Source organism: Acidihalobacter aeolianus, from assembly GCF_001753165.1.
Lineage (GTDB): Bacteria > Pseudomonadota > Gammaproteobacteria > DSM-5130 > Acidihalobacteraceae > Acidihalobacter > Acidihalobacter aeolianus.
The window spans coordinates 351299-363088 of record NZ_CP017448.1 but is presented as its reverse complement, the minus strand read 5'-3'; the positions used below and the strand labels follow the sequence as shown (position 1 = coordinate 363088).

Genomic DNA, 11790 nt, shown 5'->3' with positions numbered 1-11790 from the left:
GCCACTCAGCCGCAGCGGCTGCGCCACACCCCCTCGCGACGGCGTACCCACAGCGCCGCGGCAAGACTGCCGACCACAAGCAGGCTGAGTCCGGCGTAGACCGGCTCGGCGCCGAAGCGCAGACACAGGTCGAGCCCGACCATCGGACCCAGGCTGCCGCCGATGTCGCCGAAGATCTGATACACGCCCATCGCGCGACCGTAGGCCGAGGGCGGCGTGACGTCGCCGAGCAGGGCGAGCAGCGGCAGGGTCACGCCGTTGAAGGAAAGCCCAATCAGCAACACGCCGACGAGCACGCTCTCGCTGCGCTGCGCCAATGCCAGTACCGCAAACCCCATAGCGAGGCCGAACAGCGAAGGCAGCAGCACGCTGCTGCGCAGGTGCAGGCGGTCGATCAGGCGCCCGAGGGCGAGACCGGCGACCGATGCGCTGCCCATCATCACCGCCATCACCAGTCCCGCGCTACCCTGATCGGCGAGGCCCAGCACACGGATGTCGCGCGCCTGCACCAGCAGCACCAGGGTCGCGAGCATCACGCCCTGCACGCTGAGAAAGATCAGCAGATTGAAGCCCCAGGCGGTGGCCATGAACGGGAACGCGGGCAAGCCGGCCAGGGTGCGCAGGCGCGCGAGCAGTCCCTCGTGGGAAACGGCCTGTCGCGGTTCGCGCGGCACCTGCGGAATCAGCCATGCGGCGATGCCCGCCGCGGCAAAGGTGCTGGCGGCGCCGGCGAGAAAGGCGGTGTCGTCCGAATAGCGCTCGGCCAGCAGCCCGCCCAGCACCATGCCGAGCGGCAGCCCCAGGCTCATGGCGATGCGTACGCCCGCCATCTTGCGACCGCGGTCCTCGCGCGAGGAGATGCCCAGTGCGGTCGCCTGCACCCCGACCAGCAACATTGCGGAACCCACGCCAAACACCGCACGGCCGAACAGCAGCCAGCCGGCAGGCGGGCCGACGCGCAGGGCCAGGCTGTAGCACAGGATGCCGAGCGCCTCGATCAGCAGGCCGAGGGTGATCGGTCCACGCCCGCCCAGACGGTCGACCAGATGCCCGGCCGGCGCGTCGAAGGCCAGCCGGGTGATGCGGTTGGCGGACAGGATCAGGCCGACCACGAAACCGGAAATCCCGAGTTGCGGACCCAGGGCCGGCAGGATCGGGAACACCAGTCCGCCGCCCAGACCGCCCATCAGGGCGACGGGCGCGAGCCGCCACAAACCGCTGCACGGACCCGCGTTCAGCGCCCCGCTTCCAGGGCCGCGACCACGGTCTGCGTATCGCGCACTAGGCCCATGCGCGGGAAAATGCGCTGCAACGAGTTTTCGTGACCCTCCACGCTGCGCCCGTTCATCGCGTCGGCGGCGAAGACCAGACGATAGCCGCGCTCGTAGGCGTCGCGCGCGGTGCTTTCCACACCGATCTCGGTCGCGATGCCGCACAGGATTACCGTGTCGATGCCGCGGCGGCGCAGCTGGAGATCGAGGTCGGTGCCGTAGAAGGCACCCCACTGGCGCTTGAGGATCACGATGTCGCCGTCCTCGGGACCGACCTCGGACACGAGATCGGAAAAACCCGCGGGCGACGGGCCGGCCGGTGCCGGTTGGTCGGCTTCGGGGCTCAGACGGTCGCGTCCGTCCGGCCCGCCGCCGACGTGCACCAGCACGCACAGGGTCCCGGCCGCGCGGGCCGCCCGGAGCATGTCGACGCTGCGCGCGACCACCTCGGCCGGCGCATGCGGCTGCGTCTGCATGCCGACGATACCGCGTTGCAGGTCGATGACGACCAGCGCGCTGCGCTCGGCCTGCAGGGTCAATGTCTTGCTCATGACGACCTCCCTCGATCGGATGCTGCCGGCAAGGCGGCACGCTGGCTGGATGACGGAACGCGGAGACGGGCGGGGTCCGGGATACGAAACCGCGTCCGGAATGCGGAACCGTGCCGCGGCGGGCAGCGGTCGTTGACGGCGGCGCCGGGCTCAAGGCGGTGCGCGACGATCCCTGTGCGCCTGCGTCATCCGTGTTACTCATCAGACCGCAACGCCGGCAGCGGGTTCTCGCGCTGCGCCTCACGCCGGCGTCGATGCCTCCGTGCGCCATTCGAAGTCCATCTGCCGCGCCGTGGCGAGCGCGAGTGACATGCCGGCGAAGCGGGCGACGAGGTGCAGGCTCATGTCGATGCCCGCGGTGATCCCCGCCGAGGTGACGCGGTCGCCGATGTCCACCCAGCGCACGCCGGTGACGACCTCGAGGTCTGGGTAGCTCCGCGCCAGTTCGTCGATGTCTTCCCAGTGGGTGGTGACGCGGCGACCGCGCAGCTGACCGACCTCGGCCAGCAGGAATGCGCCGGTGCAGATCGAGGCAGTCAGCTCGGCACCCGCGGCGCGCTGCGCGATCCATTCGATCAACGGCGCACGCCGCAGCGCGGCGGTAACGTCGCCGCCCGGCACCAGCAGCAGGTCGGCCTTGGGGCAGTCGGCCAACGTATGGTCAGGCGTCACGCGCAGGCCGCCGCGGGCGCGCACCGGCGCGGCCGTCTCCGCCACCGTGCAGACCTCGAAGGGCGCATCGAGCCCCTGCCGACGGGCCACCCGCGAAGCGGTGGACAACACCTCGAACGGGCCGGCGAAATCCAGCACCTCGATCTCGTCGAACAACACGATGACCGCGCGCAACGTCATGCTCTCCCCCCTGGCCGCGAACCCGCGGGCGGCTCTCAGTGCGTGTGCTCTGCAACCGGCCGAAACCGGTCCGGCGATGCCAACGGCGTCAGCAGAAAGGCGCGCTCCTCGCCGCGATAGCTGCCCACGCCGACGATCTGTCCGCGCGAGTTGACGGCACTGGCCATCACCAGCGTCCAGCCACTGCCCCGCGGAATCAGCCCGTCGAGTGCGCGCATGCCGGTAGCCGGGGTCCATACGAAGGCGCGCATGCCCCCGTTCGCGGTCATCGACATGCCGACCACTTCATCGCGCCCGTTGACCCCAAGGCCGGTGCTGGTCCCGCCCAGCGAGCCGAGGTCGCGCATGCCGTCGTCCGGCGTCCATAAAAAGGCGTGCGAGGTGCCGCCCGAGGTGTCCGCGGCGCCCGTGACCGCGCCCCGTTCGTCGATCGCTGTGGCATTGCTGTTGCGCCCGCCCAGGGTGCCGAGGTCGGTCATGCCGCGCTGCGCCGTCCAGATGAAGGCGCGCATCGAACCGCTGCGGGTGCGCGACTGGCCGACGATATCGCCGTAGCCGTTGATCGCAATGCCGTCGCTGCTGGTGCCGCCCAGGGTGCCGAGGTCGCGCATCCCGTGGCGCGGCCGCCAGACGAAGGCGTGACCGTGACCCTTGCGCGTGTCCGCCGTGCCGGTAACGGCTCCGTGGGCATTGACGCCGAAACCGACGCTATTGCGTCCGCCCAGGGTGCCGAGATCGCGCAGGCCATGCCTGGGCGACCAGATGAAGGCGCGTTCGGCCCCCGTACGCAAGCCGGTCTCGCCAGTGACCTCGCCACGTACGTTGATGCCGAAGCCGCGGCTGTTGTGCCCGCCCGGCAGCAGACCGAGATTGCGCGGAGGATGTCCGGGGCGCCAGCGCACCGCACGCAGCACGCCGTGGCGGGTGACGGCCGAGCCGGCAACCTCGCCGTAGCGGTTGATCGCGGCGGCCTGACTGCCATGCCCGCCGGGGAGCAGGCCAAGGTCGATGATGCGGTACAGCGGCGCGGCCTGCACCGCTGTACCGAGGAGTATGCCGGCGAGCAATACGAACGCACGCGGCAACGACACGCGGCCGGCGCTCACGACAGCACCGCGCTGCGCGAGAAGAGGTGGATAACGAGCACGCCGGCCAGGATCAGCCCCATGCCTATCCAGGCCGCCAAATCGGGCATCTGGCGGTAGAACACTGCGCCCGCCAAGGTGACCAGCACGATGCCGAGCCCGGACCAGATGGCGTAGGTAATGCTGACCGGCAGGCTGCGCAGCACCAGACTCAGGCAGTAGAAGGCAGTGCCGTAGCCCAGCACCACGATCGCACTGGGTAGCGGGTGGGTGAAGCCGTCTGCGCGCTTGAGCGCGGTGGTGGCCGCGACCTCGCTCAGGATAGCGACCAGGAGATAGATGTAGGCCATGGCTATGCGCTCGCTGCAAACGACCGGGCGTGCTGCGCCCGGGTCAGGGTGGGTGTGGAGCTTACCCGAGCGCGGGGATGGGCGAAATAGAAGGCAGCAATGCGACCACGACGCGTCCGGGGCCGTGTACGCCCTGCACCAGCACGCCGCCGATGTCCGCGGAGCGCGACGGCCCCGAGTGCAGACCGACGGCGGACGGGAGGTCGTCGGCAAGCCGCGCCAGGGCATCCGGCAGCGCGGGCACGATGTCGTTCTCCGCCAGCCAGATCAGGTGCACGGGCGGCAGCAGTTGCGTGCGTCGCCCCTCGCGGGCGTCGAGAACCAGGGTGCCGGACTCGGCCACCGCAAGCCGCGCGCGGCTGACGCCCAGCGCGGCGCTTTCGGGGGCGGCGGCGGGCAGCGCCGGCGCCAGATCGTCGGGCACCCAGGCGCTGACCGAGGCGTCGGCGAAGCCGGCGGCGAATCCGGCAAGCCAGGTGCGCGCCTGTGCCGTGTCCGCAAACGCCTGCCACTCGATGCCGTTACCGTTGCAGCGCTGTTGCAACAGCGCGCGCGGCTCAGTCACAGCGGGGCGCGGCGGTGCTGCGGCAAGACCCGGGTCGGCACGGCGTGCCGCGGCGGCGCGGATGCGGGCGAGCATCTCCGGTTTCATGGCGTGTCCTCGCCGGCGTCGTCTGCCTGCGGCAGAACGCGAAAGCGGGTCCATTCGCGCAGCACCGGCACACCGCCGAAGGCATGCCCCAGCGGCCCGCTCATGGCGCGCACGCTGCGGTGGAACAGCCCCGGATGCGAGGCCACCCAGCGCCACGACTTGACCGCGAGGGCCTCGCCGGCAAAGCCGAGCCCGGCAGCCGCCGCCCGCTGGCGCCAGGTGACCAGCATCCGCGGCAGCGGGATGCGTACCGGGCAGACGTCCTCGCAGGCGCCGCACAGGGTCGAGGCCTGCGGCAGCATCCAGGCGCGTTCCAGCCCGAGCAGGGCCGGCGCCAGCACCGCTCCGATCGGCCCCGAGTAGGCCCACTGATAGGGATGACCGCCGGTCTGGCGGAACACGGGGCAGGTATTGAGGCATGCGCCGCAGCGGATGCAGGCCAGCGCCTCGCCCTGCTCCGGGTCGCCGAGCAGGGCGCTGCGGCCGTTGTCGACGAAGACCACATGCACCGCCTCGGGACCGTCCGCCTCGTCCGCGCGGCGTGGCCCCGAGATCAGGCTGACGTAGTTGCCGAGCCGCTGGCCGGTGGCCGCGCGACTGATCAGCGGCAGCAAGCCGCCGAGATCGGCGAGACGCGGCACCACCTTCTCGATACCCACGAAGGCCACGTGCACGCGCGGCGCGGAGGTGCTGAGCCGGATGTTGCCCTCGTTCTCGACCAGGGCCACGGTACCGCTGTCGGCGGCGACGAAATTGGCGCCGGTAATGCCCATCTCGGCGGACAGGAAGGCCTCGCGCAGGCGTGCGCGCGCCGCCGCGGCGAGGGCCTCGGGATCGGCGTCGGACGGAGTGCCGAGCTGGCTCTCGAACTGCGCGGCGATGTCTTCCACTGAGCGATGGATCGCGGGGGCGATGATGTGGCTCGGGTGCTCGTGCGCGAGCTGGATGATGTATTCGCCGAGATCGGTCTCGAACACCTCGACGCCCATCCCTTCGAGGGCCGCGTTGGCGCCGATCTCCTCGGTCAGCATGCTCTTGCCCTTGACCACGCGCCGCACCGCGTAACGCTGCACCAGCGTTGCGAGGACCGCGAGCGCCTCGCTGGCGTCATCCGCCCAGTGCACCTCGACGCCATTGGCCGTCAGGCGCTCCTCGGCCTGGAGCAGATAGCGATCCAGGTTGGCGAGCGCGTGGCGGCGCAGACCGGCCGCCCAGTCGCGCAGCGCGCGCTCGTCGATCTCGGCATAGGCCAGCTCGCGGTTACCGTCCAGGTGGCTGGTGGCGCGGGTGACGGCGTCGCGCACGCCGGGCGTGTCGCGCAACAGGCCGCGAGCGTGTGCGCGATAGTCGATGGGCGTCTCAGTCGGCACGCGCAGCCTCCCGCAGCACGCCGGCCAGATGGCGCACCGGCAGATCGATGCCGCGCGCCCCGGCGCGGCCGGAAAGCTGCATCAGGCAGCCGGGATCGGCACTCACCAGCCACTCCGCCTCGGGCAGGGTGTCGAGCTTGCGGTCAGCCATCGCCGCGGACACCTCCGGCAGTTTCACTGCGAAGGCTCCGCCGAAACCGCAGCACTCGCGCTGTGCGATCCAGGGCAGCAGCTCCGCGCCAGCGGCGCGCAACAGCCGTTCCGCGGACTCCGCCGCATGCAGTTCGCGCAGGGCGTGGCAGCCGTGGTGCACGGCGATCAGGCGACCGGCGAGGCCGTGTGCAGCGGGGCGCCAGCCGGCGATTTCGTCGAGGAACTGGGCCAGTTCGTAGCTGCGCTCGCCCACCATCTGCGCGGCTACCGCGACGGCGGTATCTGCCGCCAGCGCAGGCGCGAAGCAGCGCAGCATGGCGGCGCAGCTGCCCGAGGGCAGCACCACGTAATCGGCGCCGACCAGGGCGTCCAGGGTCCGTTCGAGCATGGCGCGGGCATCCGCATGATGGCCGGTACTGTAGGCAGGCTGGCCGCAGCAGGTGGCGCCTTCGGGCACCGTCACTTCGGCGCCGGCGGCCACGAGCAGCCAGTGGGCATCCTCGACCGCGCGCGGATAGAAGCCTTCCGCCAGACAGGAGGGGAACAGGGCTACGCGCACGGACCGGCGCTCGGTGGCTGGGGCATGGCGATACTCCGATGCATTATGGTTGTCGATGCTTCCGGCATGCAGCCGCCGGAGCGCGGGATCATGCCCCGGCGGCATCCTCGGGCACGACCCGGATCAGGCGTTTGCCGAGATTACCGCCGCGGAGCATGTCGATAAAGGCCGCCGGCGCGTTTTCCAGCCCGTCGACGATATCCTCGTAGTGGCGGATGCGGCCCTCGCGCAGCCAGCCCCCCATCTCGCGCACGAAGTCGGGCAGGCGGTCGAGGTGGTCGCCGACGATGAAGCCCTGCATGCGCAGCCGCCTGCCGAGCACCCACATCATCAGCCGCGGCAGGCTGTCCGGACCGGGGAGCGGATTGCCTGAATCGTTGTAGTGCGCGATCTGTCCGCACACAGGCACGCGGGCGCCGATGTTGAGCAGCGGCAGCACCGCCTCGAACACGGCCCCGCCGACGTTCTCGAAATACACGTCAATGCCCTGCGGGCAGGCCGCCTCCAGGGTCTCGGGGAAGTTCGGGTCGTGATAGTCGAGGGCGACGTCCGCGCCGAGCACCTCGCGCAGGTAGCCGCACTTGGCCGGCGAACCGGCAATGGCCACCACCCGGCAGCCGCGCAGCGTGGCCAGCTGCACCACCATCGATCCCACCGCGCCGGCCGCCGCGGCCACCGCCACCGTTTCGCCAGGCTGCGGGTCCGCGATGTCGAACAGCCCCACGTAGGCGGTGAGTCCGGTCATGCCCAGCGCACCGAGAAAGGCCGGCGGCGGCGCCAGCTCAGGATCGACGCGGCGGATGCGCGTACCGTCGGACAGTGCATAATCCTGCCAACCGTTGAAACCGGCCACGAGATCGCCGGGCACATAGCCTTCGAGACGCGAGGCTAGTACGCGGCTCACGCTGCCGCCGACCATGACATCGCCCAGCCCGACCGACGGCGCGTAGGAAGGGCCGGCATTCATGCGTCCGCGCATGTAGGGGTCGACCGACAGATACAGGGTGCGGCACAGCATCTCGCCGGGACCGGGTTCTGGTACCGGACCCGCTTCCAGACGGAAGTCCTCCACTCCCGGTTCGCCCTCAGGTCGGCGGGCCAGCACGATCCGCCGATTCATCGCCTCCTCCGTCGCGCTCATAGGTACCGTACCGTAATGAAGCGGTCGTCGTGACGGTAGCGGCTGCCGGAAACAAGGCCGGAGGCCGATGATATCGAACCCTGAAAGGCTGAACGATGCATCTGCGTTCTCCTGGAGTGGGTGGACCGTGCGCAGCTGTCTCCGACCCGCTGGGGCTCTCCATCGACTGCCGCGAGACAGAAAAAAACGGCGCATGCTACCGTTTTCCGACGCTTCGGTATGCCGTAAAGTTCTATCCATGTCCCATCCCGTCCCCATCCCCCCTCCCGTCGACTGCATCGTGGTCGGCGCCGGCCTCAGTGGTCTGTGCACAGCCCGCGGCCTGGCCCGCGCAGGCGTCGATTTCGCCGTGCTAGAGGCACGCGGACGGGTGGGCGGGCGCATCCTGAGCCGCGCGGCCAGAAGCAATCCCCAGGCGCGTTACGACCTCGGCCCAGCGTGGGTATGGCCGAGCTTCCAGCCACTGGCCACGGCCCTGCTCGCCGAACTGGGTATCCCGCTGTTCGCCCAGGCGACGGCAGGTGCAGGTCTGTACGAGGATGATGGACAACCGGCACCCTTGCGCATCGATGGTCAATCCCCGCATGGCGAATCGCGGCGCATCGCCGGGGGTGCGAGCACCCTGGTCGAGGCGCTGGCAACGGAACTGCCCCCGAAGACGCTGCACCTGGAACATACCGTCACGCATATCGAGGCACACCCCAAAGGGGTGGCACTGGACGTGCGCACCCCGGAAGGCCCCAGAACCTGGCAGGCTCGCCACGTGGTGCTCGCACTGCCGCCGCGTCTGGCCGTAACCGAGATCGCCTTCGACCCGCCGCTGGCCGGAGATATCCGCACTCGCCTTGCTGCGATTCCCACCTGGATGGCCGCTCACGCCAAGCTGATCGCGCTTTACGAGCAGCCCTTCTGGCGCAACCATGGACTCTCCGGCGAAGTGTTCAGCCGCCGCGGCCCCCTCACCGAGATCTACGACGCATCGCCGGCTGATGGTGGGCCGTATGCGCTCTTCGGATTTTACGGCCTGCCGGCCGCAGCACGCCGTGCGCTGGGTCGAGACACCCTGATCCAGCGCGGCATCGATCAGATCGCCCGACTCTTCGGAACGCAGGCCGGCGACCCCATCGAATGTATGCTCCAGGACTGGAGCACCTCTCTGCGGACCGCTACCCGCATGGATGAAATCCCACCTTCCGGGCATCCTCAATATGGATTCAACGACATCGGCCGGTCCCAATGGGACGGCCGTCTGCTGTTCGCTGGGACCGAATCAGCCGCACGCAACGGCGGTTATCTCGAAGGTGCCGTCGAAGCTGCAATGGAAACCCTCGAACTGATCGCCAAACCCGACCGTATCCGTTAGATACTCCGAGAAGAATCACTTTTGGGTATACTGACGGGACCTTACCGCACACCCGTGATAAACATCATCCATAATTGGGAGTAAGGCGTTGTCTACTAAGGTATTGGATCCTTTGCGGATGGTTGCGCCCGACGAACATCTCGACGCGCAGATCCGCACCGATCAGCTCCTGATCATGTACAAGGCCCTACCGATTGCCCTGCTGGCTTCCCTGGTCAATGCCGCAGTGCTTGCCTGGGTACTGAGTCCGCTGATCTCCATCGAGGTCATCGGCGCCTGGCTCAGTGCCATCGCCCTGTTGAGCGCCTGGCGCTTCGCCGGCTATTTCCAGTACACCCGCAATCCGCCTCACGCGACCGAGCATGCACACTGGAGTACACGCTTCTTTGTCGAAGTGCTGCTCTCCGGTGTTCTGTGGGGCGCAGCAGCCTTCCTGCTCTATCCCCACAACAACCACCCGATGCACCAGATGTTTCTCATCTTCGTGCTGGCAGGCATGGGGGCCGGAGCCGTGACCACGCTTTCGGCCATGTGGAGTGTAGCCCTCGCCTATCTGATTCCCTCACTGATCCCGCTGATTGGCAAGTTAGTGGTGGAAGGTACGGCCATCAGCCTACCCATGAGCCTGATGGCGACCTTGTTCCTGATCCTGATCTCGATCTCTGCTTTACGCGCGCGCAACAACCTTCTGGAACTGCTACGCGCACGTCAGGCCCAGCTTCAGGCAGTCACCGATCTGCGCCTCGCGGCCACCGCATTCCGCAGCCAGGAAGGCATTCTGATCACCGATCGGCGCGGCCTCATCCTTCGCATCAATGAAGCCGGCTCGCGCCTTTCCGGGTATCCCGAAAAATCGCTTGTTGGGCAATCGCTACGCACGCTTCTGCCTTTGGACAAATCCAGCGACCAGCAGTACCAACATATAGTGCGCGCTCTCGCACGCAATGGCTTTTGGTCCGGAGAGTGTTATCTACGCACGCACAACGGCGACGCATTGCCGGTGAGCGCCACGGCAGCCGAAGTGCGCGATGAAACGGGCGAACCAAGCCACTTCGTCGGCCATTTTCAGGATCTCTCTGCTTACAAGTTCGTGCAGGCCCGGCTCGATTTCCAAACCCACCACGATGCACTCACCGGCCTCCCAAACCGTCGCTTGCTGGGCGAGCAACTTGACCACGACATCGCCCGTTGCCTACGCAACGGCGAGTATGGCGCGGTCATCTTCATCGATCTTGATCACTTCAAGCACGTCAACGACGCCCTAGGACATCGGGTCGGCGACCAGTTGCTCGAAACCGTTGCCCGGCGTCTTAGTGACAATATACGTGGTGGAGACTTTACTGCTCGCTTCGGCGGAGATGAGTTCGTGGTCATCCTTACCGATCTGGATCCCCGTTTGCCACAAGCCGCCGAACAAGCGCGCAACGCTGCAGAAAAATTGCGTGAGATTCTGGCGCAACCATACCGCCACCATGGTAAGCCGCTGCATCTGACCGCCAGTCTGGGGATCGTCCTGTACCCCTTCGAGGACGAGGACGCGGACACAGTGCTGACCTACGCCGATACCGCCCTGTACCGGGTCAAGGAGCATGGGCGCAACGGCATCGCCTTCTATCGTCCGGACATGCTCAATGCGGTTCGCGCTCGTCTCAGCACTGAAAACGCGCTGCGCAAAGCACTCGAGGGCAATGAATTCGAACTGTACTACCAAGCCCAGGTGGATTCAGATGGCCCGATCGTCGGCGTCGAGGCGCTGCTGCGCTGGCACCGACCGGAGCATGGGATGGTTTCGCCCGGCGAATTCATCCCCATCGCCGAGGAAAGTGGCCTCATTCTGCCCATTGGCGACTGGGTGTTGCACAGCGCCTGTGCCGCGCTTGCCCGCTGGCGTTCAGCGCCGGGAGGTGTGTGCGACTTATCCCTGTCAGTTAACGTCAGTCCCCGCCAATTCTTCCAACCGGATTTCGTCGAGAGAGTGCATACATACCTGGAGGAATATGACTTGCCCGGCGACAAACTCGAACTGGAAATAACTGAAGGGGTGCTGCTGGACGACATCACTGAAGCACGTTGCAAGATGCAACAGCTCGCGGAATACGGCTTGCGCTTCGCCCTGGACGATTTCGGTACCGGCTATTCCTCGTTGCGCTACCTGCAACAATTGCCGATCTCGACACTCAAGATTGACCAGTCCTTCGTCAGCGACCTGAACAAGGAAGGCGATCATTCGGCGATCGTGCTGACCATCATGTCGGTGGCCCAGCACCTCGACTTGAAGGTGGTTGCCGAGGGTGTGGAAACACCTGAGCAAGCCGGTCTACTCGACGAACTCGGCTGCCATGTCCACCAGGGGTATCGCTACAGCAAACCAGCTGATGAAGCCACCTTTCTTGCTCTGTGTAACACTCGGAACGCCAGCCGTACAGTAGTCTGACCGGCGTCC

Annotated in this window: 11 protein-coding genes; 2 read left to right on the top strand and 9 right to left on the bottom strand. The window is 67.5% G+C overall.

Annotation, left to right across the window (positions count from 1 at the left end; genetic code table 11):
- Window positions 1–5: 5 nt before the first annotated feature.
- The 9 genes from BJI67_RS01710 to BJI67_RS01670 form a co-directional block, all read right to left on the bottom strand.
- A complete protein-coding gene (locus BJI67_RS01710; protein ID WP_156781986.1) occupies window positions 6–1214 on the bottom strand; it encodes an MFS transporter in 1209 nt (402 codons plus the stop codon).
- A gap of 20 nt (window positions 1215–1234) precedes the next feature.
- Complete coding sequence (locus tag BJI67_RS01705) at window positions 1235–1822, bottom strand: hydrolase (protein ID WP_070071558.1); 588 nt, start codon at window positions 1820–1822, stop codon at window positions 1235–1237.
- A gap of 240 nt (window positions 1823–2062) precedes the next feature.
- Window positions 2063–2674: a DJ-1/PfpI family protein gene (locus BJI67_RS01700; RefSeq protein ID WP_070071557.1), complete on the bottom strand. Its 612-nt coding sequence runs from the start codon at window positions 2672–2674 to the stop codon at window positions 2063–2065.
- A 35-nt stretch (window positions 2675–2709) separates the two neighbouring features.
- Window positions 2710–3780: an HAF repeat-containing protein gene (locus tag BJI67_RS01695; protein WP_070071556.1), complete on the bottom strand. Its 1071-nt coding sequence runs from the start codon at window positions 3778–3780 to the stop codon at window positions 2710–2712.
- On the bottom strand, window positions 3777–4109 hold the full coding sequence (locus tag BJI67_RS17705; protein WP_070071555.1) for a DMT family transporter: 333 nt from the start codon (window positions 4107–4109) through the stop codon (window positions 3777–3779). Before BJI67_RS17705 ends, BJI67_RS01695 begins: the two co-directional genes overlap by 4 nt.
- Window positions 4110–4170: 61 nt before the next feature.
- Window positions 4171–4815 carry a LutC/YkgG family protein gene (locus tag BJI67_RS01685; protein ID WP_197513237.1) on the bottom strand — a complete coding sequence of 215 codons (645 nt, stop codon included), beginning with the start codon at window positions 4813–4815 and terminating at the stop codon, window positions 4171–4173.
- Window positions 4758–6131 (bottom strand): lactate utilization protein B, encoded by a 1374-nt coding sequence (locus BJI67_RS01680; RefSeq protein WP_070071553.1) that lies wholly within the window; start codon window positions 6129–6131, stop codon window positions 4758–4760. The genes BJI67_RS01685 and BJI67_RS01680 overlap by 58 nt, the downstream gene beginning before the upstream one ends.
- Window positions 6121–6843 carry a (Fe-S)-binding protein gene (locus BJI67_RS01675; RefSeq protein ID WP_070073873.1) on the bottom strand — a complete coding sequence of 241 codons (723 nt, stop codon included), beginning with the start codon at window positions 6841–6843 and terminating at the stop codon, window positions 6121–6123. Before BJI67_RS01675 ends, BJI67_RS01680 begins: the two co-directional genes overlap by 11 nt.
- 88 nt (window positions 6844–6931) lie before the next feature.
- Window positions 6932–7984: an NADP-dependent oxidoreductase gene (locus BJI67_RS01670; RefSeq protein WP_070071552.1), complete on the bottom strand. Its 1053-nt coding sequence runs from the start codon at window positions 7982–7984 to the stop codon at window positions 6932–6934.
- A 238-nt stretch (window positions 7985–8222) separates the two neighbouring features.
- On the opposite strand from BJI67_RS01670, the gene BJI67_RS01665 reads away from it, so the two are divergent.
- Window positions 8223–9347, top strand: coding sequence for a flavin monoamine oxidase family protein (locus BJI67_RS01665; RefSeq protein ID WP_070071551.1), 1125 nt, complete (start codon window positions 8223–8225; stop codon window positions 9345–9347).
- 118 nt (window positions 9348–9465) lie between these two features.
- Window positions 9466–11781, top strand: coding sequence for an EAL domain-containing protein (locus tag BJI67_RS01660; protein WP_070071550.1), 2316 nt, complete (start codon window positions 9466–9468; stop codon window positions 11779–11781).
- Window positions 11782–11790 lie beyond the last annotated feature (9 nt).

Bases quoted from the DNA above. Each gene is read 5' to 3' on its own strand.
- BJI67_RS17705 (WP_070071555.1), bottom strand. From the start codon at position 4,109: ATGGCCTACATCTATCTCCTGGTCGCTATCCTGAGCGAGGTCGCGGCC.
- BJI67_RS01660 (WP_070071550.1), top strand. From the start codon at position 9,466: ATGGTTGCGCCCGACGAACATCTCGACGCGCAGATCCGCACCGATCAG.
- BJI67_RS01670 (WP_070071552.1), bottom strand. From the start codon at position 7,984: ATGAGCGCGACGGAGGAGGCGATGAATCGGCGGATCGTGCTGGCCCGC.
- BJI67_RS01685 (WP_197513237.1), bottom strand. From the start codon at position 4,815: ATGGACCCGCTTTCGCGTTCTGCCGCAGGCAGACGACGCCGGCGAGGA.
- BJI67_RS01700 (WP_070071557.1), bottom strand. From the start codon at position 2,674: ATGACGTTGCGCGCGGTCATCGTGTTGTTCGACGAGATCGAGGTGCTG.
- BJI67_RS01705 (WP_070071558.1), bottom strand. From the start codon at position 1,822: ATGAGCAAGACATTGACCCTGCAGGCCGAGCGCAGCGCGCTGGTCGTC.
- BJI67_RS01665 (WP_070071551.1), top strand. From the start codon at position 8,223: ATGTCCCATCCCGTCCCCATCCCCCCTCCCGTCGACTGCATCGTGGTC.